Source organism: Sulfitobacter litoralis (genome assembly GCF_900103185.1).
GTDB classification, from domain to species: domain Bacteria; phylum Pseudomonadota; class Alphaproteobacteria; order Rhodobacterales; family Rhodobacteraceae; genus Sulfitobacter; species Sulfitobacter litoralis.
In genome coordinates this window covers 60927-85962 of sequence record NZ_FNJD01000009.1, presented here as the reverse complement: position 1 = coordinate 85962, position 25036 = coordinate 60927, and the positions used below count along the sequence as shown (strand labels likewise).

Genomic DNA, 25036 nt, shown 5'->3' with positions numbered 1-25036 from the left:
ATCAGAGGGTTTTCGCAACCTCGCGCGAGGTGTCGAGCATGCGGTTCGAGAACCCCCATTCATTGTCGTACCAAGCCAGAACCCGCAGCTGCGTCCCACTTTGGACCGACGTCTGATCAAGGGCCACAACACATGAATGTGTATCGTGGTTCAGGTCGATCGACACCAGCGGACGGTCAACCAGACCCAGAATTCCCTTCAGTGGGCCTTCTTGAGCGGCGGTGCGCAGGGTGTCATTGACCTGATCCACAGTGACCTCTTTGGACAGTTCGACCACCAGATCGACGCAGGATACGTTGGGCGTGGGCACACGAATGGCAGTGCCGCCGATCAGCCCGTCTAGTTCCTGTAGAACCTTACCCAGCGTTTTCGCCGCACCGGTGGTGGTGGGGATCATCGACAGGGCCGCAGCGCGCGCGCGGTACAGGTCGCTGTGGGCCGTGTCATGCACCGGTTGGTCGCCCGTGTAGCTGTGGATCGTCGTCATATGCCCGTGCTTGATGCCAAATGCGTCATGCAGGGTTTTGGCCAGTGGGGCCATGCAGTTGGTGGTGCAGGACGCGTTGCTTAGAACAGTGTCTTCAGCGGTGATAAGGTCGTGGTTCACACCGTAGACGATTGTTTTCATGGCGTCTTTACCCGGTGCAGAGATCACAACCCGCTTTGACCCATTCGCCAGATGCTTGGCGGCGGCGTCGCGGGTGGTGAAGATGCCAGTACATTCCAACACGATGTCGACGTCGCCCCAAGGCAGGGCAGTAGGGTCGCGTTCGGCGGTCACGCGGATCGGGCCTTGGCCCACATCCATTGTGTTTTCACCAAGGGTTACGGGGCGGCCAAAGCGACCGTGCACAGAGTCGAATTCGAACAGATGCGCATTGGTTTCCAGCGGGGCAAGATCGTTGATTGCCACCACCTGCAAGTCATCGTCGCCACGCTCGATCAAAGCGCGCAAGACGTTACGACCGATGCGGCCAAAGCCGTTGATTGCCAATTTCGTTGCCATGGGGCGTCCTCCTGAATGTGATAGCGCTAACATCGGCATTTATGACAAAGTGTCAAGCTGTGCGGGGTAATATTGCGTCAGGGGGGACGTTCAGAAGGGCCGGGCACGCGGGCGGATCAGCGCCAGAATGCCAGCCAATCAATCAGGTCGACGAATTTTTTGGTGAGAAAAATCAGGTGTTCGCTGCCATAGACCAGCGCATCAATTCCCAGTGCGGTTAGCAGTACAACAGCGAGGGAGATGGCGATGGGGGTGTCCATGGGGCGGTGGTCCTTGCCTGCGGGTGGCCCAGATATGACAGGGCAACCCGCGCGTCGCAAGTCTTAGCCAAGTTTGCCCATGGCGACGGCCACATCGGCCATACGGACAGAAAAGGCCCATTCATTATCGTACCACGCCAGAACGCGCACCAGACGCTTGCCGACAACCTTGGTCTGGTCTGGCGCGAAGATCGACGAATGTTCAGTGTGGTTGAAATCAACCGATACCTTTTGTTCGGCGTCATAGGCCAAGACACCCGACATGGGGCCGTTTGCCGCGGCGCGCATCGCCTCATTGACCTCTTCGACCGTTACATCGCGACCCGCGGTAAAGGTCAGATCGACGGCACTGACGTTGGGCGTCGGGACGCGCATCGCAGTCCCGTCAAGCTTGCCCTTCAGCGCAGGCAGTACTTCACCCAACGCCTTGGCCGCACCTGTAGAGGTCGGGATGATCGCCATAGCAGCGGCGCGGGCGCGGTACAGATCGTCATGTCGGCGGTCGAGCGTGGGCTGGTCACCGGTATAGCTGTGCACTGTGGTCATGATGCCGCTTTCGATGCCGAATGCGTCATGCAGTGCCTTGGCCAGCGGGGCAAGACAGTTGGTCGTGCAGGACCCGTTGGATATCATCGTGTCAGAGGCTTGCATCTCGTGGTCATTCACACCGTAAACGACCGTGCGGTCGACGTTCTTGCCCGGTGCCGACAGCAACACGCGCTTGGCCCCCTGATCCAGATGCACCTTTGCCAGCAGCCCGTCGTTGAACTTTCCGGTACATTCCAGCACGACGTCGCAACCTTCCCAGTTCAGGTCGTTCATCTGATAGGTCGACATGACCTCCATCTCGCCGCGGCCCAGATCGAGCGTGCCGTTGCCGACCTTAACCTCATTGGGAAAGCGCCCGTGCACGGAATCGTATTTGATCAGATGTGCCGCAGTCTCCAGAGGACCGGTCGCGTTGATCCGGACCACCTCGATGTCATCCCGGCCCGATGCCGCAATATGAGACAGGGTGCAGCGGCCGATGCGGCCAAATCCGTTGATACCGACTTTGATGGTCATGGGGGCGTCCTTTGGCAAAGATCTGGAACTTTCCGGTTCTATATCTGGTGGCCGTGAAGGGGGGAAAGGGCTAAAACCCTCTCATTTCCGTATGTTAGCGATAAATATTAGTGTTAGCGATAACCCTTCGACTGGCTTTGCCTTCCGCCTGCGCTGCGCTACCCTTAGCGGAACAAAGATGGAGAGACGAAATGAGCGGCCTATTAGCCCTGTTGGATGATGTTGCAGCGATTGCAAAAGTGGCCGCGGCCAGTGTGGATGATGTGTTCGGCCAAGCCGCCAAGGCCAGTGCCAAGGCCGCGGGTGCCGTGATCGACGATGCTGCCGTGACCCCCAAATACGTGAGCGGTTTCGAGGCAGACCGCGAGCTGCCCATCATCTGGGGCATCACCAAAGGGTCACTGAAAAACAAGCTGGTGTTCTTGTTGCCCGCCGGTCTGCTGCTGTCAAATTTCGCGCCGTGGCTCATCGCGCCTTTGTTGATGTTGGGCGGGGCTTACCTGTGTTTTGAGGGGGCTGAAAAGATCGCCCATGCGCTTGGGGTGGGGGGCAAGGGCCACGAAGACCATCCCCCTGGTGCCGATGAAAAGGTGATCAAAGACCCCGCCAAGCTCGAAGAGCAAAAGGCAAAAGGCGCGATCAAGACCGACTTTATCCTATCTGCCGAAATTATGACAATCGTTCTGTCCAACCTAGAGGTGACGAACTTCTGGATGGAGGCCGGTGCCCTAGCCGCCGCGGCTGTGATCATCACGGTCGCCGTCTATGGCTCAGTCGCGCTGATCGTAAAAATGGACGACGTTGGCCTCTATATGGCCAAGAACGGCAATCTGGGTCTGACCCGGGGTCTCGGGCGCGGGATCGTGCGTGGTATGCCGTGGTTCCTCAAGGCGCTGACCATTATCGGCACAGCCGCCATGCTCTGGGTCGGCGGATCGATCATTGTACACGGTATGGAAGAGCTCGGCTTTGCTGGCCTCGGACATCTGATCCACGACTACGCTGTCGCCTTTGGCCATCTGGTCCCCGCTGCTTATGTTGGGGCCGCTGAATGGATCGCCAAGGCTGCAATGGACGGTGTGTTTGGTCTGGCCCTTGGGCTGGTGCTTATCCCTGTGGGTGAAAAGATCATCACCCCGCTGTGGCGCGCGGTCTTCAACCGCAAGGATGCCAAAGCCCACGCCTGAGTGAAGCAGCTGAGATAAAGGGAAGGGGGCGCAGTTTGCGTCCCCTTTTTTTATGGCTGGCCAGGGTTGGTCGTTGGGCGCACCTATGAAGATAATCGCTAGGTTCGAATCCGGACAGCGGATGGAATAGCCCTTGAGGCTATCATGCGGTGGAACCTTTGCCGCGCCTTGTCGGTTAAGCGGTAAGGCATGGGACGCCAAAACGTTCACCCCGACATGTCCATTTTTTGAAACTCAGGGCAGGATGCTTGATCCGCCACTTTGATATGGAGGTCTTTTCGTGAAATTCACCCCCCTTGCATGTGCAACCATTCTGGCTTGCGCCGTAGCGCCCGTTCTTAACGCAGGGGTCGCGTTGTCCAGTGCGACAATGTCTTCGCTGACCGTTCCTATGGGGCAGGACGCCCAGATCGTGAAGATCAAAAACGACAAGGAAAAAGGCCCCAAGAAGGCGAAGAAGGAAAAGCATAAGAAGGATAAGCACGCGAAGAAAGAGAAAAAACACGAGAAAAAACACGAGAAGAAACAGGAGAAGAAACAAGAGAAGCAGGCCAAGAAGCTAGAGAAGAAGCTTGAAAAGCACGATAAGGTAAAAGTGAAAGTCAAACGGTCGAAGGAGGATCGTTCGCGTATTTCAAACGAGATTCTGGAAGTGCGCGCACCTGAAGGTCGTGACATGAGCGTGCTACTTGGTGCCGTGCCGCTCGCGCTCTTGGGCTCTCAGATCGCCTTTGCTGATGTCACCGAAGAAAAACGGCTGACCTATCGCAACTGCCCACCGGGCCTTGCAAAAATGGACCCACCTTGCGTACCCCCTGGACTTGCCAAAAAAGGCGTGACCTATGAGGAATGGGTGGCATACGACGACAAGCAGCTTGACGCCATCTACCTTGATCAGCGTACGGAATTTTTGGATCGTGACATTGTCATTGGTGACGAAAGAGCGCCGGATCGGAACGTCATTGTTGAAGAAGATGCAAATCAAGACGTCGTCCTTGACGACGATACTCTGTTGCTCAGCTCGGAACAGATTGCATCGCTTTACGATCTTCGCCCCGCACCGGCAGGCAAGCGCTATGCGTTGATCGATGGCCAGCCTGTATTGCTCACCCAAGAAGATTACACATCGCTACTGCGGATCAATGAACTGGCGCGGGTTGAAAACCTACCAGAGGGCGTGCGCATAGCCCCTACAGCAGCGTTGACGCAGAACGAATTGCGCCAAACCTACAAGTTGCCACAGCTTGAGACCGGCAATAACTATGCTGTTGTGAATGGTGAGCTGGTGACGTTGCAGGACAGTGCATTCGAAACTTTGCAACTTATCCGGATCGCGCGCGCCATTTTTTGAGGCCACGCTGAAGCGAGACCGAGGGGCATGTGCCACGCCTCTCGCAGCTTTTGCCAGCGTCAGACGGCCCGCAACACTGTGGAACAAAAATAGAAAGGGGGAGCAAAATGCTCCCCCTTTTTCGTTGTGATTGTTTCCGTTCAGATCAAAGCAGCGCTTTGGCTTTGTCGGCGACATTTTGGGGCGTGATACCGAACTTTTCGAAAAGCTCTTCGGCAGGGGCGGAGGCACCGAAGCGATCCATGCCGACAAAATCGGCTTTGTTCCACTTGCCACGCTCGCCGGTGAGCCAGCGATCCCAGCCTTGGCTCACAGCTGCTTCCACGCCGACACGCACGGGGCCAGCGGGGAGGACACGGCGACGGTAGGCTTCGTCTTGGGCGGCGAACAGCTCCATGCAGGGCATGGACACGACGCGCGTGCCGATCCCTTCGGCCTGCAGCAGGTCACGGGCTTTCAGCGCGATCTCGACCTCGGAGCCCGTGGCGATCAGGATAACCTGACGTTTGCCTTCGGCATCCGCCAGAACATAGGCACCCTGTTCGGTGAGGTTCTTGTTCTTATGCTCGAGGCGTACGGTTGGTAGGCCCTGACGGGTCAGGGAAAGCACGGACGGAGTCTTTTTGCTGCTCAGCGCGATTTCCCACGCCTCGGCTGTTTCGACCGTATCGGCGGGGCGGAACACATAGGTGTTGGGCGTCGCGCGGCTGATTGCCAAGTGTTCGACCGGCTGGTGCGTCGGGCCGTCTTCGCCCAAGCCGATGCTGTCGTGGGTCATCACGAAAACGGTCGGCACCTGCATCAAAGCAGCAAGGCGCATCGCAGGGCGGGCGTAGTCGGTAAAGCACATGAACGTACCGCCGTAGGGGCGGACGCCGCCGTGCAGCGCCATGCCGTTCATCGCAGCAGCCATACCGTGTTCGCGGATGCCCCAATAGACATAGCGCCCGCCACGGTTGTCCACATCGAACACGCCCAGATCAGCGGTCTTGGTGTTGTTCGAACCGGTCAAGTCAGCAGAGCCACCAACGGTTTCTGTATACAGCGGGTTCAACACCTCGAGCGTTTTTTCGCTGCTGGCGCGGGTGGCCAGTTCCGGTGCATTTTCCGAAGTCTGCTTTTTGAACGCTTTGATGGTCGCGCTCAGTTTCTTGGGGGCGTCACCGGCCAATGCGCGGTTGAACTCTTCGCGTTTGCTGCGCGACATGGCGTCGAAACGCTCTTCCCAGTTGCGGCGGTCGTCTGCGCCGTGTTTGCCGATCTCTTCCCATGCAGATTTCACATCCGCGGGGACTTCGAACGGGCCGGTTGTCCAGCCATAGGCGGCTTTGGCGGCGGCCATTTGGTCGGCGTCGGTCAGCGCGCCGTGGCCTTTGGACGTATCCTGTGCGGCGTGGCCTAGGGCGATATGCGTCTTGCAGGCGATCATCGTGGGCAGATCGGATTTGCGCGCCTCGGTCAGCGCGGCGTCGATCTCGTCGGGGTTATGGCCGTCGATTTCGATGACGTGCCAGTCAGCCGCCTTGAAACGCGCAACCTGATCCACTTTGTCGGACAGCGAGACGGGGCCGTCGATAGTGATGTCGTTGTTGTCCCACATTACGATCAGCTTGCTCAGCTTGTGACGGCCTGCAAGGGCAATCGCTTCGTGGCTGATGCCTTCCATCAGGCAGCCGTCGCCCGCGATCACATAGGTAAAGTGGTCGACGATTTTCTTGCCGTATTGCGCGCGCTGGAGTTCTTCGGCCATGGCGAAACCGACAGAGTTCGCGATCCCCTGACCCAGCGGGCCAGTGGTAGTTTCAATCGCATCGGCCAGGAAGTTTTCAGGGTGGCCCGCCGTGCGTGCGCCCATCTGGCGGAAGTTCTTGATCTCTTCGAGCGGAAATTGTTCGTAACCGGTGAGGTGCAGCAGCGAATAGATCAGCATGGACCCGTGGCCCGCCGACAGAATGAAACGGTCGCGGTCAGGCCACAGCGGGTTGGACGCGTCGAACTTCAGGTGCTTTTCGAAAAGAACCGTGGCGACATCCGCCATGCCCATCGGCATGCCCGAGTGGCCGGAATTGGCGGCGGCGACGGCGTCCAGTGTTAGGGCGCGAATGGCGGTCGCTTTGGACCAATGGGCGGGATGGGCTTTGGCGAGGGCGTTCAGATCCACGGTGCAAGCTTCCTTATAAGGGGGAAAGGGTTTGCGCGGATCAATACCAGCCACCCCACAAAGATCAAGGGCCACAGGACTCCGTCAGTGGTATCGCTTTTCCGCCCCGCCAAGGCATTGTTCTTAAAGGGGCAGTATTCCGCCTTTGGTTTGGGTAGGATTGGCTGAAACCACATTGACCAGCGATTCGATGGTTGGCAAACTGTGATATACGACTGACATACGACGTTTTACGAGGAACCCTGCGATGAGCGACATAGAACACTTGCAAGGCCGTATTCTGGCGGCGCTTGAAAGGGCGTCGCGCGGAGCGGACAAACTGGCGGTCGCCAAAGACGAGATCCCCGATCTATCTCAAGATCTGGCGCAAGAGCGCGCTGTCAACGTCGAACTGGCGGAACAGGTCGAGGCTTTGAAAAAGCGCCTTGCGGATGAAACGTCTCATCTGCGTGCGGAACTGGCGACAGCGCAGGCGCAAAACAACAACGCTGATGCGGCACGGACCCAGACTGAAAAGCTTGATATGGAGTTGCAACGGGTGCGCCGCGCCAATGCGCAACTGGCCGAAGCCTGTGCCGCGCTGCGCGAGGCCAATGCCGAAGGGGTCGGTGACGCCGGCCTAATCAATGCCGCCCTGCAAGCCGAGCTTGATGCCGTGCATGCCGCCCGCCGCGCTGATGTAGCAGAGGCTGACGCGATCCTGTCTGTTCTAACGCCGCTTGTCCCCACTGCCGAGGAGTCTGCCTGATGCCCGAAGTTTCCATTTCTATCGGCGGTCGCCAGTTCGAAGTATCCTGCCAAGAGGGCGAGGAGGATTACCTGCACTCTGCCGCCAAGATGCTGGATGACGAGGCACAGGTGCTGTCGGATCAGGTTGGCCGGATGCCCGAAGCGCGGATGCTGTTGATGGCGGGCCTGTTGCTTGCCGATAAGACCGCCTCCGTCGAGGATAAGATAAAAGAAGCCCGCGCCCAATTAGCGGAGCGGGACGCCGAACTTGCCAGTCTGCGCAACGTTGTGGTCGAGCCAGAGCGGATCGAAGTCGCCGTTATTCCTCAAGGCGTGACCGATAGTCTTGCCGAAATGGCTGCCCGCGCAGAAGCCTTGGCAGACGAAATAGAAGACAAGGCCCGGTGACTTTGCGGCGCGTCATAGCGTTTGGGGCAACGTCGGCAATGTGTCTCGGGGCAGGGGGCAGCGCTTTGGCCCAGGCCATGCCAGTTACCGCCACTTATATTTGCGAACGCGGGGTCGAGGTGCCGGTGTCCTATACGACCCCCGAACAGGGCGATGCGACTGCGGTGCTTTATGTCGAAAACCGCATGATCACACTGGTACAATCGCGTGCAGCTTCGGGCGCGCGGTATGAATGGCCCTCGGACGGTTCTGGCTATGTTTGGTGGAACAAGGGGAACGCTGCAACGCTGATCTGGCATGACTCAGTGGCGGATCAAGACACGACAATCTATGCGGAGTGTCGCACGCGATGACATGGGCGTCCGGCGATAGGGCAGCAGTTTCAAAGCAAATGTCGGGTGCACCTTGTTAAAAGGCGCACCCGTTTTTCGTTAGGCCGGTGACCTGGCGCGATTGCTTAGCCGTTGGCTTCGCGGATCTTGTCGGCAGCATCCTTGTCGAAGCCAACGCCGTTTTCTTCCAGCAGTGTGTCCAGCTCGCCCGACAGCATCATTTCGGTGATGATGTCACAGCCGCCGACGAATTCGCCTTTGACATAGAGCTGCGGAATGGTGGGCCAGTCAGAGAATTCCTTGATCCCTTGGCGCAGGCCTTCGTCTGCCAGCACGTTCACGTCGGTATAATCGACGTTCATGTAGTTCAGAACGCCTGCCACACGGGAAGAGAAACCGCATTGTGGCATCGTCTTGTTGCCCTTCATGAACAGCACAACGTTATGGGCTGTGATGGTTTCCTGAATTTGGGTCTTTGCATCGGTCATTTCGATTTGTCCTTTGGTATAAAGCGTTTCGCGTATTCTTGGGGGTCGCGGGGGATGCGGTAGTTGGTCTGGTGCCCGCCGCCGCCGCCGCCCGAATGATAGGTCGCGTCGATTTCGTGATAACCCTTGCCCGGCTTTGATCCGCGTTCGGTGTCGCGTGTGTGTTTCAGCGACTGAAGGCCGCGCAAAACGGCCACGATCAACACCAGAACGCTGAGGATCACGACCAGGATCGGGTCCACCGGATCAGTCCGGCGCTTTGGTGGTCAGTGCCAGTGCGTGCAGTTCACCATTCGACCCGTCCATCCGGCCCTTAAGCGCGGCATAGACGGCACGTTGTTGTTGCACGCGGTTCTGGCCGCGAAAACTTTCGTCGATGATCATCGCGGCCATGTGAACGCCGTCATTGCCTTCGACGGTGATCTTGGCATTGGGAAAGGTTTCACGCAGCAGGTCTTCGATTTCGCGGGCTTGCATGGGCATGTGTGGGGTGCTCCGTCTGGCATGTCATTGGCCAAGATGTAGTAGTGTGAAGGGCGGCGTGCAAGTTATCTCCCCGTTATCTGATTGAGCGGGGGGCTGGGAGGCCCTACATAAGAACAGTCGCCGCCGCGACAAGGTTAAGGAGGCCACCCGCCATGGAGATTTTCGAGAACGCACCAGAACGCGCCTATGCATGGGCGCAAGCGGGCCGTGGGGCCGCGCTGGCGACGGTCGTAGAGACATGGGGGTCAGCCCCGCGGCGTGTCGGGGCCCAGCTGGCAATCGCGGCTGATGGCGAGATGCAGGGATCTGTCTCGGGCGGTTGCGTCGAGGGGGCCGTGGTGGTCGAAGCGCTTGAGGCAATCGAGGATGGCACCCCGCGTTTATTGGAATATGGCGTTAGCGATGGCGACGCCTTTGCGGTCGGGTTGGCCTGTGGCGGGCGCATCCGCGTGTTGGTCGAACCAATTGGCGCAGGCGCTATGCCGTTTGACGTCTTGTCTGATCTGGTGCGCGCCCGCGCCGCACGTCAGCCCGTGGCCTATCAGGTGCCGCTGTCTGGCGGGGCCGGCCGGCTGGTAGACGACGGCTATGCGGATCGCTTCCGGATGGACCGGTCCGGTGTAGAGGAAGACGGCGATACATTTGTGACGATCCATAATCCGCCGCTGCGGCTGGTCATCGTCGGGGCCGTGCATATCGCCCAAGCGCTGGTGCCCATGGCGCAGGTCGCGGGGTTCGACGCCGTGGTGATTGACCCGCGCGAGGCGTTTGGCTCGCAAGCGCGTTTCCCCGATGCACAGGTGTTCAACGATTGGCCGGACGCGGCGATGAATACCGTCGGCGTCGATACCCGCAGCGCCGTCGTGCTGTTGACCCATGACCCCAAACTGGACGACCCCGCGCTGCACATCGCCTTGCGCTCGGACGCGTTCTATATCGGCGCGCTCGGGTCAAAGCGGACCCATGCCGCCCGCGTGTCGCGTCTGGAAGAAGCAGGCTTTACCGCCGCCGAGATCGCGCGGATCAACGGGCCCATCGGGCTGGATATCGGCGCCGCCGGTCCGCCCGAGATCGCGGTGTCGATCCTGTCGCAGATGATCCAAACCTTGAGAAAACCGTGAGGTTCGGACCCGTCGAGACTGCGCAGGCCGAGGGCGCAGTGCTGGCCCACTCCATCGCGTTGCCGTCAGGCCGATTGCGCAAAGGCTTGCGGCTGGCGCCCTCGCATCTGGACGCGCTTCGGGCAGAGGGGATCGAGACGGTCGTCGTTGCGCAGCTTTCGGCGGGCGATGTGGATGAAAACACTGCCGCGGCACAGGTCGCGCAAGCCGTGCTTGCAGATCATCCGCATCTGACGATGACACGCGCCTTTACCGGCCGCGTGAACCTGCTGGCCGATGGACCGGGCATCGTGCATCTGGATGTGGCCGCGCTTGAGGCGTTGAATGCAGTGCATCCGATGATCACACTGGCCACCGTGCCGCCGTTCCAACAGATGGCAGCGGGGGGGATGGTCGCCACGATCAAGATTATCTCATACGCTGTGGCAGACCATGACCTGGACGCCGCCTGCGAGGCAGGTCGCGGCGCGATCCGGATGCTGCCGCCACAGATCAAAGACGCCACGTTGATCATCACCGAAATCGACGGCGGCGCAGGGGATAAGGGCAAAAAGGCGATAGCGGATCGGCTTTCAGCACTGGATGTCACCCTCAAAGACATCGTGATTGTGCCGCATGAAATTTCCGCTTTGCGCGATGCCATTGCCGCGGCGGATACGGCGCTGACGTTGATCCTGACAGGCTCTGCTACCTCCGATATTGATGATGTGGCCCCACAAGCCTTGCGTGCCGCAGGGGGTGAGGTCTCGCGCTTTGGCATGCCTGTTGATCCGGGCAATCTGCTGTTTCTGGGGCACAGGGGCGATACCCCGGTGATAGGCCTGCCGGGCTGTGCGCGGTCCCCTGCGTTGAATGGGGCAGATTGGGTGCTGTCGCGCGTGATCTGTGGTGTGGATGTGACCCCTCGCGACATCGCGGGCATGGGCGTCGGCGGTCTGCTGAAAGAGATCGTAACACGCCCGCAACCAAGACGCGGTTGACCCCCGACGCACGGGTGATGAGCGCCGCGATATGCCGGCGAAGTTCAACCACGCCGAAAATTTCTGTTCTCAACGCCTCTTTGGCGTGCTTAACTCTGCTTAACACATGACATAAAACGGGAGGAACATCATGACCGAGGTCAAAATGACCGTGAACGGCAAACCTGCATCGGGTGCCGTCGAAGGACGCACGTTGCTGGCGTCATTCCTGCGCGACAACCTGAGCCTCACCGGCACACACATCGGCTGCGATACCAGCCAGTGCGGGGCCTGCGTGGTCCATGTGAATGGCGAAGCGGTCAAGGCCTGCACCATGCTCGCGGTCGAGGCCGAGGGCGCAGACGTCAAGACCATCGAATCCATGGCCAATCCCGACGGGTCGCTGACCGTGATCCAGCAGGCGTTTCAGGATCACCATGGGCTGCAATGCGGCTTTTGCACGCCGGGCATGATCATGTCTGCGTCGTCGCTGCTGAAAGACAACCCCAAGCCGACCGAGGCCGAGGTTCGCCACTATCTTGACGGCAATATCTGCCGCTGCACCGGCTATCACAACATCGTCAAAGCGATCATGGCCGCATCTGGTCAAGACGTTAGCGCGCTGGCTGCCGAATAACCAACGGTGTGCCGTGTGGCCCTGTTTGCGCAGGGTCGGGAGGACACGGCGCACCCCTTTCGAAAACCGCGCTTCCCCACGTGGACGGGGGATCCGCATCACCTAAAGATTGAAGACATAAGAATACAGCTAATCGCATAAGCCACATACGACGGTGCGGACCTGATCCGTACCCCATAGGGAGGAATTTACCATGCCAAAGGACGGCGGAATTGGTGCCAGCAGCAAGCGGCGCGAGGATATCCGGTTTTTGACCGGTGAGGGGAATTATACCGACGATATCAACCTGCATGGACAGGCGCATGTGTTCTTTCTGCGCTCGGATATCGCCCATGGGGTGTTGAATTCGGTCGATACTTCGGCAGCCGATGGGATGCCGGGGGTCGTGAAGATCTTTACCGGTGCCGATTTCACCGAAGTGGGCTCTATCCCCTGTGGCTGGCAAATCACCGACAAGCATGGCGAGCCGATGCAGGAACCGCGCCACCCCGTGCTGGCCGACGGTAAGGTGCGCCATGTGGGCGAACCGATTGCCGCCGTCGTTGCTGAAACCCTGTCCCAAGCCCGCGATGCGGCAGAGGCGATTGTTGTCGATATCACCGATCTGCCCGCTGTGGTGGACATGAAGCAAGCGGTACAGGACGGCGCACCCAAGGTGCATGACGATCTGACCTCTAACCTGTGTTACGACTGGGGTTTTGTTGAGGAAAACAAAGGTGCCGTGGATAAGGCGTTTGAAGACGCCGCACATGTCACCACGCTTGAACTCGTGAACAACCGCTTGGTCGCCAACCCGATGGAACCGCGTGTGGCTGTCGGCGATTATGCCCGCGGCACAGGGGATCACACACTTTATACCACGTCGCAGAATCCTCACGTCATCCGTCTGTTGATGGGGGCCTTTGTTCTGGGCATCCCTGAACACAAGCTGCGGGTTGTGGCCCCCGATGTGGGCGGCGGCTTTGGCACCAAGATTTTTCACTATCAGGAAGAGGCATTTTGCACCTTTGCCGCCAAAGCCTGTAACCGTCCGGTGAAATGGACGTCCAGCCGGTCAGAGGCCTTCATGTCCGACGCCCACGGGCGTGACCATGTGACCAAGATCCAGATGGCGCTGGACGCAGACAATAACTTTACCGCGCTGCGCACGGATACCTACGCGAATATGGGGGCTTATCTGTCGACCTTCGCGCCGTCGGTGCCCACATGGCTGCACGGCACGTTGATGGCGGGCAACTATAAGACGCCGCTGATTTATGTGAACGTAAAGGCGGTGTTTACCAATACCGTGCCCGTCGATGCATACCGTGGCGCGGGCCGGCCAGAGGCCACATACCAGCTGGAACGGCTGGTTGATAAATGTGCCCATGAACTGGGGGTCGATCCAATTGCTCTGCGGCGGCAGAACTTTATCACCGAATTCCCCTACGCCACGCCGGTCGCGGTCGAATACGACACGGGCGACTATGTCGCAACGATGGACAAGCTGGAAGAGATCGCAGATTTCGCCGGTTTTGACGCGCGCCGCAGGGACAGCGAGGCCAAGGGCAAGCTGCGTGGGTTCGGCGTGAATTGCTATATCGAGGCTTGCGGCATCGCGCCCTCGAACCTTGTGGGCCAATTGGGCGCGCGGGCGGGTCTATACGAATCTGCCACCGTGCGGGTCAATGCGACGGGCGGTCTGGTGGTGATGACCGGCAGCCACAGTCACGGCCAGGGCCACGAGACGGCGTTCCCTCAGGTCATCGCCGAAATGATCGGTATCCCTGAGGAAATGATCGAGATTGTGCATGGTGACACTGCGAATACCCCAATGGGGATGGGGACGTACGGGTCACGGTCGCTTGCGGTTGGCGGTTCGGCGATGGTGCGCGCCACAGAAAAGATTATCGCCAAGGCCAAAAAGATCGCCTCGCATTTGCTGGAAGCCTCGGAAGGGGATATCGAGCTGAAGGATGGGGCGTTCAGTGTGGCTGGCACAGATAAGTCTGTCGCTTGGGGTGATGTGACTTTGGCGGCATATGTCCCGCATAACTACCCGTTGGAGGATATCGAACCCGGCCTGGAGGAAACCGCGTTCTATGATCCGTCGAACTTTACCTACCCCTCGGGGGCCTATGCCTGCGAGGTCGAATTGGACCCCGAGACCGGTCACGTCACCATCGACCGTTTCGCGGCGGCGGATGATTTTGGCAACATTGTGAACCCGATGATCGTCAGCGGTCAGGTCCATGGCGGGATTGCACAAGGCATCGGGCAGGCGCTGATGGAGAACTGTGCCTACGACAGTGACGGCCAGCTGCTGAGCGCATCCTACATGGATTACGCAATGCCACGGGCCAGTGATCTGCCGTTCTATACGGTGGACCATTCGTGCCAGACGCCCTGCACACATAACCCCTTGGGCGTGAAAGGCTGCGGCGAGGCGGGGGCCATCGGGTCGCCTCCGGCTGTGGTGAATGCGGTCTTGGACGCCATGCGCTCGGGCGGTAAGGATGTCGGACATATCGACATGCCCGTCACACCGGCGCGGGTTTGGGCGGCGATGAACGGATAAGACGGTTGGGGCAGGTGCAGGGTTCAGCCCTCTATGTGCCTCTGGCGCAGAAAATAAGGGAAAGCGGGGGCCAACCCCCGCGCCCCCGGAGTTTATTGGCAAAATGAAGAGCGGCGCAGAGGCCAAGGCCCGCTCTGAGATTGGAAGGACGCAAGATGTATGATTTCGACGTAGTGAAGCCCGCGACGGTCGCAGAGGCGATCACGGCATTGGGGCAGGACGAAGCACAACCTCTGAGCGGCGGGCAAACGCTGATCCCCACGCTCAAGGCACGGTTGGCGATGCCGTCAGTTCTGGTGTCGTTGAGCGGGATCGAAGAAATGCGCGGTGTGCGTATGGGCGACGATGGCCAATTGTGCGTTGGTGGCGGGACTGTGCATGCGGTTGTCGCCAAGGAAGCACAGGCGCATTACCCTGGGCTGGCGGGTCTTGCCGCGCGGATCGGTGATCCGGCTGTGCGTAATCGCGGCACGATTGGCGGGTCCGTTGCCAACAATGACCCCTCTGCCTGTTATCCGGCCGCCGTTCTAGGGAGCGGCGCGACGGTGGTCACAAATGCGCGCGAGATTGCGGCCGACGATTTCTTTGAGGGGATGTTCGCGACGGCGCTGGATGAGGGCGAGATTGTTACAGAAGTGCGCTTTCCAATCCCTGAAAAGGCGCATTACGAAAAGTTTATCCAGCCTGCTTCGCGCTTCCCGCTGGTTGCCGTTTTTGTGGCCAAGTTTGCGGACGGGGTGCGTGTCGCCGTGACCGGTGCCTCGGAAGAAGGAGTGTTCCGTTGGTCAGAGGCAGAAAACGCGCTCAGCGGCACTTTCAACGTCGAGGCATTGTCAGGGTTGAGCCTGCCCGGTGACAGCATGATCAGCGACCTGCACGGCAGCGGCGATTTCCGCGCGCATCTGGTAGCCGTCATGACCAAGCGCGCAGTCGGCGCATTGGTCTAACCATAGTATACATTGCGATGGAAACCGTCCCTTGGGAAACCTCGGGGCGGTTTTTTGCTGACTGTATCATTGTTGCTTGCGCGAAGCGTGGAACGAATTCGCAGCATCGGCGTTATGCCGTAACGCTGCCCGAACGGCGTCCATAATACCGTGAGGAATAGAATGTATAAACTTTTGAAATCCACGACATCACTGACCATGTGTCTGGCGCTTGCTTTGCCCGCAGGTGGTTTTGCCCAAACAACTGAAAGCTGCGTGAGCGAGGGGGAACAGACTGTTTTTCCATGCGTCTTGCCTGACGGCAGCGTTGTCGCTGATCAAGATCAGATGATGACTTTACGTGCCGATGGTGGTCTGGCCGAGGCGCTCGGTCTGGAAGCAGAAGCCCAGTCTGAGGCTGAGGCCCAGCCCACTGCAGAAGCCGCTGCTGAAACTGTAGACGCCGCAGAGGACCAAGCCGCCGCAGCAGCCGAAGCTGAAGCTGACGCGACTGCTGAAGCTCAACAGGCTGCTGAAGAGCAAGCCGCCGCCGACGCAGAGGCCGCTGCCGCGCAAGCCGAAGCAGAAGCCGCTGAAGCCCAGGCCGCTGCTGACGCCGAAGCCGCAGCTGCTGCACAAGCCGCTGAACAAGAGGCCGCTGAAGCTCAGGCTGCTGCTGACGCCCAAGCTGCGCAAGCAGAAGAAGCCGCCGCAGCCGAAGCCCAAGCTGAGGCCGAGCGTGAAGACGCGGTAGCCGCACAAATTGCGGCGGATGCCGAGGCAAATGCTGCTGCCGAAGCAGAGGCCGAGCAAGCTGCAGCAGATGCGGTTGAGCCCACATCGACTGCTGATACGGACACTGCCCAGCAAAACGATGCAAGCGCAGAAACCCAAGCTGAAACCGAGGTTCCAGCCGGCACATCTTCGGCAACCGAGACACAAGCCGACACGGCTACTGAACAGCGGACAGAAGAACAGATCGCCGCTGATCTAGCAGCTGAGCAAGCTGCCGAAGACGCACGCGAAGAACAGCGCGCTGCCGATGCAGCCGCCGCTGCCGAAGCTGCAGCTGCTGCTGATTCCGGTGAGACCGAGGCAGAGGTTGTCGTAGAGGAAATCACCGAGGAAGACACACGTGCGTCGGACGAAGAGTTCTCGACCAATGTGTCCGGCGATACTGCAGCGCAAGAGAACGCCGAAGTTAAGAAAGATGATGACGACGGCATGAGCAAGTTCGAGAAGGCGTTGCTTCTTGGCCTTGGTGCAGTTGCGGTCGGGGCCGTCTTGAAGAACGGCTCTAAAGTGGTCAGTAACTCTGGCGATCGTCTGGTTGTTCAGGACCCGAGCGGTGACCTGCGCGTGTTGAAAGATGACGATGCGCTGGTGCGTCAAGCTGGCGACGAAGTGCGCCGCGAGACCTTTAACGATGGCTCTTCGCGTACCACGGTGATCAAGCCGAACGGCAGCCAGATCGTGACCATTCTGGGCCGCGACGGTACGGTTCTGCGTCGGATCAACGTCGACCCACAGGGCAATGAATATGTGCTGTTCGACGATACACGTGCAGAAGAACGCATCATCGTGAACGAGCTGCCTCAGATCGAGACACAGACCAACACCTTTGCCAGCCAGCAAGACGAAGAAGCCTTGCGTGCTGCCCTGCAAACCCAGCTTCGTGGCGAGCAGGCTCAGCGGTATTCGCTGCGTCAGGTCCGTGATGTGCGTCAGGTGCGTGCCCTAGCACCTGAAATCGAACTGGACGCCGTGCGCTTTGCAACAGGTTCCGCCGCGATCCAGCCCGAACAAGCGCGTGCGCTGTCCAAAATCGGGACCGTCATCAGTAATGCGATCAAGGAAGACCCACGTACTGTAATCTTGATCGAAGGGCATACGGATGCTGTTGGCGATGCGGGCTACAACCTTGCTCTGTCCGACCGCCGCGCCGAAACTGTGGCCTTGGCCTTGACGGAATACTTTGACGTTCCGCCAGCCAACCTGATTACGCAAGGGTATGGCGAAAGTGCGCTGAAGGTGTCGACGCCGACAGCCGAGCCAGCCAACCGTCGTGCGGTTGTGCGTAACATCACCGGTTTGCTGCGCCAGTAACCCCATCGGTATAAACAAAGAAAAGCCCCCGCAGGAAACTGCGGGGGCTTTTTAAGTTTCAGACGATTGATCGTCTGGAATTATTTAGGCAGCGGTCCGATCAGCATAACCATCTGACGGCCTTCCATTTTCGGAAAGTTTTCGACGCGGCCCATCTCTTTGGTGTCTTCGGCGACACGTTCCAGCAGCTCGCGGCCCAGATTCTGGTGCGCCATCTCACGGCCACGGAAGCGCAATGTGATCTTTACCTTGTCGCCGTTCTCGAGGAACTTGAACACGTTACGCATTTTGACGTCATAGTCATTGGTATCAGTGTTGGGCCGGAACTTGACCTCTTTGATCTCAATGATCTTTTGCTTCTTACGCGCTTCGGCTTCACGCTTTTGCGTCTCATACTTGAATTTGCCAAAGTCCATGATCTTGCACACGGGCGGGTTGGCATTGGGCGAAATCTCGACCAGATCAAGTCCGGCATCAACAGCCATTTCCATGGCGCGATCCGGTGTCACGACGCCAACGTTTTCGCCATCCGCGCCGATCAGCCGGATTTCGTTGGAGCGGATATTTTCGTTGATGCGCGGGCCGGTGTCTCTTTGCGGCGGCGCGTTATGCGGTCTGCGAGCGATGATGATCGTCCTTTGATTGTTGTAGTGATGTCGAGAACGGAAGGTAAACCTGCTCATGGTCTTCTTCAAGTCGCAAAATGGCGCATATACAGGGTAAAATGGCTGTTTTGGTGGTGATTTCCCCGAGGTGAAGCGACGTATCGCGCATTTGACGCTGCGCACGAGCATATTGTATGTGCTGCAGGGGATTAACAAAGTTCAAAGGAACAACAGCATCATGAAAAACCTCATCTGGATTGTCATCGCAGGGGTGATCGCGCTAGGCGCGTACATGTTGTATTCGGGGCGGTCCGTCCAAGAGATCGCGACCGATGCGTCTGATGCGGTCAATGCGCCCGAAGCGTTGGAAAGCGCGACCGCAGCAGTGGGCGACGCTGTCGAGGCAACAGAGGGTGCCGTGACCGACGCGGTCAAGGCGACAACGCAAGCTGCAAACACGGCAGCCGACGCGTTGGCCGAAGCTGCCGAAGACGTGGCGGATGCTGCTGCCGAGGCAAGCGAAAGCGCTGTGGACGCGACCAATAAGCTGGCCGATGATGCAACGCAGGCCGCCAATGAGACTGCTGATACGAGCGGTGAAGCGGACAGTAGCCCCGAGGCTGATGCAATGGCAACCAGCGACGCGGGCGACAACGACGCTGCCAGCACCACCCAGTCCGACACCGCACCCGAAGGGGCCGAAGCTGATACGCAAACAGAAGCAAGTGCAGAGGTTCAGGCCGATGTCACCGCCGACGCCGATACGCCAGAGCAGCTGACCACGGTTGACGGGTTCGACCTGGAGAAGGTGCAGACCATGATCGAGACGTCTGACCTGCCGGCAACGCAGAAAACGCTGTTGAAAAACGGTCTGGCGACGGCGGCTGAAAACCCGGACACCTTGCGTGTGATGCTTGCGCAAATCCGCGAGGCGCTTGCGCTATAAGCACAGGCCGCCACCGGTGCCTGACGACAGGCCAAGAAAAAGCCGCGTCCCTAACAGGGGCGCGGCTTTGACATTTTTGGTGATGCGCCCCACGGGGGCGCACCGCTACATCGGATCAGCCGACAAAAGCCTTTTCAACGACATAGTGTTTGGGATCGGAATTTGCACCTTCCTCAAGCCCGAACCCTTCCAGCACGTCCTTAATATCCTTGTTGAATTCCAGGCTGCCGCAGACCATACCGCGATCGGTCTCGGCGGTGATGCCATCGATGCCAAGGTCTTTGAACACAGTGCCGTCTTGCAGCAGGTTGGTGATGCGGCCCATCTTGGGGCTCTGCTCGCGGGTGGTGGTGGGGTAGTACACCAGTTTGTCGCCGATCATCTCGCCGATCAGCGGATCGTCGGCAAGACCTTCAACCAGCGTGCGCCCATACTCAAGCTCGGCCACGTCGCGGGTGGTGTGGGTCATGATGATCTGATCAAATTTCTCGTAGGTTTCGGGTTCGCGCAGCAGCGATGCGAAAGGCGCGAAACCTGTGCCGGTCGCAAAAAGCCACAGCCGTTTGCCGGGCAGCAGTGCATCATGGACCAGCGTGCCCACGGGCTTGGGGCGCAGGATGATTTCGTCGCCGGGCTGGATGTGCTGCAGTTTCGAGGTCAGCGGACCGTCCTGCACTTTGATCGAATAGAACTCCAGCTCTTCGTCCCATGACGGCGAGGCGATGGAATAAGCGCGCAGCAGGGGCTTTTGCTTGCCGGTCTCGGGGTGCGGGTCGCCCATCAGGCCAATCATCACGAATTCGCCTGACCGAAAGCGCAAGGACGCCGGACGGGTCACGCGGAAGGAAAACAGCCGGTCCGTCCAATGTTTAACGGAGGTCACGGTCTGCGCGTCAGGGAGGGTCGGCACGGGTTTGGCGTCGGTTTGGGTCACTACTTTTTGCTCGGTCATAATTTCATCTGCGCGCAGGTCGCGGTGCGCAGCCTTTCTCTAGGGGAAGGAAGAGGACAGGGAAAGCATCGAAGGCCAGAAAGCCCGATCAGCCGCGCAGTCGCGCCTGATAATTATGCTCTTGCCAGTTTGCGCGGGCCAACCATTGGTCCTGCGTTTGACGGGCGGCCAGTTCATCTGGGATCTCTACCTCGTCAAAGCCGGACCGGCGGGCAATCGCGTATTGGTCCGCAATCACGTGGCCATGGGCCCGCAGCCGCCCGGTATAGCCGCGCAGACGCAGCTGGCGTGCAATGGTGAAACCGCGCCCGTCAGCCGAGCTGGGGAAGGCCACGCGGATCATCGACACCGACCCGTCAACCGGGATCGTTTCCGGTTGCACGTCAGAGGGGACGTCAAGGGCGGTCGCACCCGCTTCTACGCCTTCAGCAGCATCGAAGGGGGCGTAGGGCGTGGCGAAATCATCCGCCACAAACCCCTGATCGTTGATCAACTGTGTCATGTCTTTGCTCCTACACGGACCATCTTGCCATCGACAAAATGAATACCGCATTCTTCTTTTTCAATGTTTCTCCAGCGTCCGGCGCGGGGGTCTTCGCCCGGCTTCACCTTGGAGGTGCAGGGCGCGCAGCCGATGCTGGGATAGCCTTGGGCCACCAGCGGGTGCCGGGGCAGGCGGTTCTCGTCGATGTAATCAGATACATCAGAGGCCTGCCAATGTGCCAGCGGGTTCACCTTGATCCGCGCGGGCGCATCAGCTGGGGCTTCGACCTCAAAGAACGGCAGACTGGCGCGGGTGCCCGACTGGAACCGCTTGCGCCCCGTGATCCAACCGTCGAACCCCTCTAGCGCGTGCTGCAGAGGCACGGTCTTGCGAAAGGCACAGCAGGCGTCCGGGTCGCGCAGATGCAGCGTTCCGTCGGGGTCTTTCTCTGCCACGTCCTGCGCGCGGATCGTCTGCACATTGCGCAGTCCCAACCGTTCGCTCAGCTCTTGCTGATAGACCAGCGTTTCGGCAAAGAGCATCTCTGTGTCGATGAACAGCACCGGCAGATCGCGTTTGACCATAGACGCAAGGTGCAACAGGGCGACGGATTCCGCCCCGAAGCTTGAGACAAGCGCCAGATTGGGCACGTTGTCGATCGCGGCACGCAGCACGTCGGTGGCGCTGTGATGGCGCAGGCCATCGTTCAGCTTTTCCACCTGACGGGTCAGCGTTGCGACGCGGTCCGGCCCTTCGGGGAGGATTTTTTCCCCATTTGGAAGTGTCAGTTGATCACGCGGCATTGGCTTGTGCTTCCGGGTAGAGGGCGGCCTTGAACGGGGCAAGACCAAGACGACGGTAGGCTTGCAAGAAGGACTCGCTCGCGTCCGTGCGCAGATCAAGGTAGCCTATGACCAGCCGCTCAATCGCCGGGATGATCTCGTCGGCGGAAAAGCCCGGGCCAGCCCGTTCGCCGATGGCAGCGTTTTCAGTGCCGTCACCGCCCAGGGTAACCTGATAGTTTTCCACACCCGCACGGTCGAGACCGAGGATACCGATGTGGCCTACATGGTGGTGACCACAAGCGTTGATGCAGCCCGAGATCTTGATCTTGAGCGGGCCCACATCGTGTTCCAGCTTCAGCTCGTCAAAGCGGGTCGCGATTTCTTGTGCGATCGGGATAGACCGCGCTGTCGCCAGCGCGCAGTAGTCCATGCCGGGGCAGGCGATGATGTCGCTGATCAGTCCGATATTAGCGGTGGCGAGGCCGACCTGCTTGAGCGACGCGTGCAAGGCGGGTAGGTCGCTGCGGTGCACATGGGGCAGGATCACGTTCTGCTCGTGGCTGATGCGCAGTTCGTCGTGGCCGTATTCGGCGGCCAGTTCCGCCATGCGGTGCATCTGTTCTGCGGTCGCGTCGCCGGGTGTTTCGCCATGCGCCTTGAGGCTGATCGACACGATGGCATAGCCGTCTTCACGGTGATCGGTCAAGTTGGTGTCGGCCCAGCTTTTGAACACCGGATCGCTGTTATAGGCGGCGGTAAACGTGTCGATTGGGGCCGTTTTAAACGTCGGGCTGGCGAAATCCGCCTCGATGCGCGACAGCATCTGCTGGTCAACGCCGGTGAACTGCGGGCGGATCAGCGCATAGCGGGCGTCCACCCGTGCGCGGATGTCATCGATGCCGTTCTCATGCACGGTGATCTTGATCCGCGCCTTGTACTTATTATCGCGCCGGCCCAGGAGGTTATAGACCGATACGATGGCTTCGAGCGTGGGCAACAGGTCTTCCGAGCTGACGAATTCATACAGCACCTTGCCAATCATCGGGGTCCGGCCAAGGCCGCCGCCGACGATGACTTGATAGCCGATTTCGCCGTCTTTCTCGACGATTTGGAGGCCGATATCATGGGCCTTGATCACCGCACGGTCATGGGGGGCGCCAGAGACAGCGACCTTGAACTTGCGCGGCAGGAACTGGAATTCGGGGTGGTCGGTGGACCACTGCCGGATCAGTTCGGCCACGGGGCGCGGATCGGCGATTTCATCCGCGGCGGCACCGGCGAAATGGTCGGCGGTCACGTTGCGGATGGTGTTGCCGCTGGTCTGGATGGCGTGCATGTTCACCTCGGCCAGCGCGTCCAGCATATCGGGGACATCGCGCAGCTGGGGCCAGTTGTACTGGATGTTCTGGCGCGTGGTGAAATGGCCGTAGCCCTTATCCCATTTGGCAGCGATATCGGCCAGCTTGTGCATCTGGCGGCTGCTGAGCGTGCCATAGGGAATGGCCACCCGCAGCATATAGGCGTGCAGTTGCAGGTAGAGCCCGTTCATCAGGCGCAGCGGTTTGAATTCATCCTCGGTCAGGGAGCCGTCAATGCGGCGTTCAACCTGCCCGCGGAATTGCGCGTTGCGTTCGGCGATAAAGGCGTCATCGAATTCGGTGTAGCTGTACATTATTGAACCTCCTCCTGCTTGCCATGGGTGTAGTTGCTTGGGCCCTTGGCGCGGAATGCTTCGCGGAAATGCGTTGGTTTAGGTGCGACAGAGCTGGTGTCGACATCGGCCAGATAGGCCCCGACAGTCAGGTCGGCCTGCTGGATCGCATCGATCAGGCGCAGGTCGGCGTCGGCCTCGTCGGTCAGCACTTCGGCTTCTTCAAGCTTGCGGGTCCAGCCGGTTGCGGTCTGGTAGATCACGTCGCCTTCAAGCAAGGCATTGGCTGTGACGACTTTGGGGGTAAAGGGCTTGGCCATTATGCCATCTCCTCCTGGAAAAATTCGGTTGTGGCACGGGCTGCAGCACGCGGGGCAAGGCCGTAAAAGGTAAGGGCGGGGCCAGCGAGGTCAGCCGCGGCAAGGTCAGTGGGCAAGCGGTCCAGCGTGGTTTCGACGATACGTTGGTTGGCGCGGGAGGCGTTTTCAACCAAGGTGACAGGCGTGCTGCGGTCCGCGCCATGCATCAGCAGGCGGCCTTGGATGTAGCGTGCGGATTTCTTGCCCATATAGATCGCGGCGACCTCGCCCGGGCGCGCGAGCGCGGCCCAGTCATGGTCAGCAAACCCCTTCATATCGTGACCCGTCAGGAACCGGACCGAAGCGTTGCGCCCGCGTTTCGTGAGACTTTGCCCGATGGTGGCCACGGCGGCAGAAGCCGACGTGATCCCCGGCACGATGTGCCAGCCGATGCCATGGGCGTCTACGGCGTCGATTTCTTCATCCAAGCGGCCAAAGACGGTGGCGTCGCCGGATTTCAGACGCACCACTTGGGCGCCGGATTGGCCGTGTTCAACCAGCAGATCGTTGATCGTCTCTTGCGCGGTGGAGGGGCCGAAACCCTCTTTGCCCACATCGATCATCAGCGCCTCGCGGCGGGCCAGTTCAAGGATTTCGGGGGAAATCAGCCGGTCATAGATCACCACATCGGCCTCATCCAACGCGCGGCGGGCCTTGAGGGTCAGCAATTCGGGGTCACCCGGGCCACCGCCCACAAAGGCAATGTGACCGGCGCGTGCGGCGCGGGACTGGTGGTCGACGAGCAGCGTGCTCAGCGCGTTTTCAACCGCCGTCTTCCCATCCGCCACGGCGCGGGGGCCTGCAGCAAAGTAATAGTCCCGCCAGAAGTCGCGGCGCGCACGGCCAAAGGGCAGGGCATCGGCCATCTTGCGGAAGCTTTTGCCAATGCGCGCCAGTGTGCCAAGGGTCGCGGGCAGGCGTTCTTCCAGATCCGCCTTGATCGCGCGGGCGAGCACCGGGGCCGCGCCTTCGGTGCCGATGGCGATAGTCACAGGATCACGATCCACGATGGCAGGCGTGATAAAGGCGCTGTCGTGAAGATTGTCGACGATATTGACCAAAGCACCCTCGGCGCGCGCAATTGCGGCGGTGCGGGCGTCTTCGGCGTCGTCCTCATCGGCGGCATAGAACAGTTTCGCGCACAGGACATCGCCATGGCGCAGGGCACGGGTGTGCAGCGTCAGACGGTCCGCGTCGGCCCAGGCGGTGATCTCGGGCGCGGGGGTCGGGGCAAAGACGCTAATCTTGGCTTGGGTCTTGAGCAGCAGGCGCAGTTTGGCCAATGCCGCTTCGCCACCGCCTGACAAGACGATGCGCTGGCCCTTGGTGGAGAGAAAGATTGGGAAGTGATCCATGTGGTTCGGTCCTTGCGCTTAGCTTGACCTCTATATAGGAAATAATTCCGATATGGCGCTAGGTGCTTGCGGATATAAGGACGTACGTTCTATTCTGCGCAGCAGACAGAACAGCAGACC

The 25036-nt window shown here is 59.6% G+C and carries 26 protein-coding genes; 12 read left to right on the top strand and 14 right to left on the bottom strand.

All coding sequences use genetic code 11. The features are described from left to right. Position 1: 1 nt before the first annotated feature. From gap (BLQ98_RS09180) to gap (BLQ98_RS09175), 3 genes are all read right to left on the bottom strand, one after another. Positions 2-1006 (bottom strand): type I glyceraldehyde-3-phosphate dehydrogenase, encoded by a 1005-nt coding sequence (gap, locus tag BLQ98_RS09180; RefSeq protein WP_093733049.1) that lies wholly within the window; start codon positions 1004-1006, stop codon positions 2-4. Between the two features lie 116 nt (positions 1007-1122). Further along, positions 1123-1266, bottom strand: a complete 144-nt coding sequence (locus tag BLQ98_RS18250) for a hypothetical protein (protein WP_167354526.1) — start codon at positions 1264-1266, stop codon at positions 1123-1125. A gap of 63 nt (positions 1267-1329) precedes the next feature. After that, positions 1330-2331 (bottom strand): type I glyceraldehyde-3-phosphate dehydrogenase, encoded by a 1002-nt coding sequence (gap, locus tag BLQ98_RS09175; protein WP_093733048.1) that lies wholly within the window; start codon positions 2329-2331, stop codon positions 1330-1332. A gap of 191 nt (positions 2332-2522) precedes the next feature. On the opposite strand from gap (BLQ98_RS09175), the gene BLQ98_RS09170 reads away from it, so the two are divergent. Both BLQ98_RS09170 and BLQ98_RS09165 read left to right on the top strand, forming a co-directional pair. Beyond that, positions 2523-3518 carry a DUF808 domain-containing protein gene (locus tag BLQ98_RS09170; RefSeq protein ID WP_093733047.1) on the top strand — a complete coding sequence of 332 codons (996 nt, stop codon included), beginning with the start codon at positions 2523-2525 and terminating at the stop codon, positions 3516-3518. A gap of 280 nt (positions 3519-3798) precedes the next feature. After that, entirely contained in the window at positions 3799-4869 is a 1071-nt protein-coding gene (locus BLQ98_RS09165; protein ID WP_244148404.1) for a transketolase, read from the top strand. Between the two features lie 145 nt (positions 4870-5014). Here the strand turns inward: BLQ98_RS09165 and tkt are convergent, their stop codons facing one another. Then, positions 5015-7030: a transketolase gene (gene tkt, locus BLQ98_RS09160; protein WP_093733046.1), complete on the bottom strand. Its 2016-nt coding sequence runs from the start codon at positions 7028-7030 to the stop codon at positions 5015-5017. A 247-nt stretch (positions 7031-7277) separates the two neighbouring features. Between tkt and BLQ98_RS09155 the strand changes: the two genes are divergently transcribed. The 3 genes from BLQ98_RS09155 (at position 7278) to BLQ98_RS09145 (ending at position 8520) form a co-directional block, all read left to right on the top strand. Then, entirely contained in the window at positions 7278-7778 is a 501-nt protein-coding gene (locus BLQ98_RS09155; protein ID WP_093733045.1) for a hypothetical protein, read from the top strand. Further along, positions 7778-8167, top strand: coding sequence for a cell division protein ZapA (locus tag BLQ98_RS09150; RefSeq protein WP_093733044.1), 390 nt, complete (start codon positions 7778-7780; stop codon positions 8165-8167). Before BLQ98_RS09155 ends, BLQ98_RS09150 begins: the two co-directional genes overlap by 1 nt. Positions 8168-8244: 77 nt before the next feature. After that, the gene (locus BLQ98_RS09145) at positions 8245-8520 is read left to right on the top strand and encodes an MliC family protein (protein ID WP_244148403.1); all 276 of its coding nucleotides are present in this window, start codon (positions 8245-8247) and stop codon (positions 8518-8520) included. Positions 8521-8624: 104 nt separating this feature from the next. Here BLQ98_RS09145 and grxD read toward each other — a convergent pair whose 3' ends face one another. From grxD to BLQ98_RS09130, 3 genes are read right to left on the bottom strand one after another with little or no spacing between them, the layout of a single operon-like run. After that, complete coding sequence (grxD, locus tag BLQ98_RS09140) at positions 8625-8987, bottom strand: Grx4 family monothiol glutaredoxin (RefSeq protein ID WP_093733042.1); 363 nt, start codon at positions 8985-8987, stop codon at positions 8625-8627. After that, a complete protein-coding gene (locus tag BLQ98_RS09135) occupies positions 8984-9229 on the bottom strand; it encodes a hypothetical protein (protein WP_093733041.1) in 246 nt (81 codons plus the stop codon). Before BLQ98_RS09135 ends, grxD begins: the two co-directional genes overlap by 4 nt. A gap of 4 nt (positions 9230-9233) precedes the next feature. Next, positions 9234-9470 (bottom strand): BolA/IbaG family iron-sulfur metabolism protein, encoded by a 237-nt coding sequence (locus BLQ98_RS09130; protein ID WP_074635070.1) that lies wholly within the window; start codon positions 9468-9470, stop codon positions 9234-9236. Positions 9471-9625: 155 nt separating this feature from the next. Here BLQ98_RS09130 and BLQ98_RS09125 point away from each other — a divergent pair, with 155 nt between their 5' ends. From BLQ98_RS09125 to BLQ98_RS09100, 6 genes are all read left to right on the top strand, one after another. Further along, positions 9626-10594: an XdhC family protein gene (locus BLQ98_RS09125; protein WP_093733040.1), complete on the top strand. Its 969-nt coding sequence runs from the start codon at positions 9626-9628 to the stop codon at positions 10592-10594. After that, on the top strand, positions 10591-11574 hold the full coding sequence (locus BLQ98_RS09120) for a molybdopterin-binding protein (protein WP_093733039.1): 984 nt from the start codon (positions 10591-10593) through the stop codon (positions 11572-11574). The genes BLQ98_RS09125 and BLQ98_RS09120 overlap by 4 nt, the downstream gene beginning before the upstream one ends. 130 nt (positions 11575-11704) lie before the next feature. After that, positions 11705-12190: a (2Fe-2S)-binding protein gene (locus tag BLQ98_RS09115; RefSeq protein WP_093733038.1), complete on the top strand. Its 486-nt coding sequence runs from the start codon at positions 11705-11707 to the stop codon at positions 12188-12190. Between the two features lie 193 nt (positions 12191-12383). Beyond that, a complete protein-coding gene (locus BLQ98_RS09110; RefSeq protein ID WP_093733037.1) occupies positions 12384-14747 on the top strand; it encodes a xanthine dehydrogenase family protein molybdopterin-binding subunit in 2364 nt (787 codons plus the stop codon). Positions 14748-14902: 155 nt separating this feature from the next. Beyond that, positions 14903-15694 carry an FAD binding domain-containing protein gene (locus BLQ98_RS09105; RefSeq protein WP_093733036.1) on the top strand — a complete coding sequence of 264 codons (792 nt, stop codon included), beginning with the start codon at positions 14903-14905 and terminating at the stop codon, positions 15692-15694. A 162-nt stretch (positions 15695-15856) separates the two neighbouring features. Continuing rightward, on the top strand, positions 15857-17779 hold the full coding sequence (locus BLQ98_RS09100) for an OmpA family protein (RefSeq protein WP_093733035.1): 1923 nt from the start codon (positions 15857-15859) through the stop codon (positions 17777-17779). 80 nt (positions 17780-17859) lie between these two features. On the opposite strand, the gene infC is transcribed toward BLQ98_RS09100, so the two are convergent. Beyond that, the gene (gene infC, locus BLQ98_RS09095; protein WP_093733034.1) at positions 17860-18462 is read right to left on the bottom strand and encodes a translation initiation factor IF-3; all 603 of its coding nucleotides are present in this window, start codon (positions 18460-18462) and stop codon (positions 17860-17862) included. 160 nt (positions 18463-18622) lie between these two features. On the opposite strand from infC, the gene BLQ98_RS09090 reads away from it, so the two are divergent. Further along, complete coding sequence (locus tag BLQ98_RS09090) at positions 18623-19330, top strand: hypothetical protein (RefSeq protein ID WP_093733033.1); 708 nt, start codon at positions 18623-18625, stop codon at positions 19328-19330. A 115-nt stretch (positions 19331-19445) separates the two neighbouring features. On the opposite strand, the gene BLQ98_RS09085 is transcribed toward BLQ98_RS09090, so the two are convergent. From BLQ98_RS09085 to cysG, 6 genes are all read right to left on the bottom strand, one after another. Next, entirely contained in the window at positions 19446-20282 is an 837-nt protein-coding gene (locus BLQ98_RS09085) for a ferredoxin--NADP reductase (protein WP_093733032.1), read from the bottom strand. Positions 20283-20370: 88 nt separating this feature from the next. Next, positions 20371-20784, bottom strand: coding sequence for a DUF934 domain-containing protein (locus BLQ98_RS09080; RefSeq protein WP_093733031.1), 414 nt, complete (start codon positions 20782-20784; stop codon positions 20371-20373). Beyond that, complete coding sequence (locus tag BLQ98_RS09075) at positions 20781-21569, bottom strand: phosphoadenylyl-sulfate reductase (protein WP_093733030.1); 789 nt, start codon at positions 21567-21569, stop codon at positions 20781-20783. Before BLQ98_RS09075 ends, BLQ98_RS09080 begins: the two co-directional genes overlap by 4 nt. Beyond that, positions 21559-23223, bottom strand: a complete 1665-nt coding sequence (locus tag BLQ98_RS09070) for a nitrite/sulfite reductase (RefSeq protein ID WP_093733029.1) — start codon at positions 23221-23223, stop codon at positions 21559-21561. The genes BLQ98_RS09075 and BLQ98_RS09070 overlap by 11 nt, the downstream gene beginning before the upstream one ends. Beyond that, positions 23223-23522, bottom strand: a complete 300-nt coding sequence (locus BLQ98_RS09065; RefSeq protein WP_093733028.1) for a DUF2849 domain-containing protein — start codon at positions 23520-23522, stop codon at positions 23223-23225. The genes BLQ98_RS09070 and BLQ98_RS09065 overlap by 1 nt, the downstream gene beginning before the upstream one ends. Further along, on the bottom strand, positions 23522-24916 hold the full coding sequence (cysG, locus tag BLQ98_RS09060; protein WP_093733027.1) for a siroheme synthase CysG: 1395 nt from the start codon (positions 24914-24916) through the stop codon (positions 23522-23524). Before cysG ends, BLQ98_RS09065 begins: the two co-directional genes overlap by 1 nt. Positions 24917-25036 lie beyond the last annotated feature (120 nt).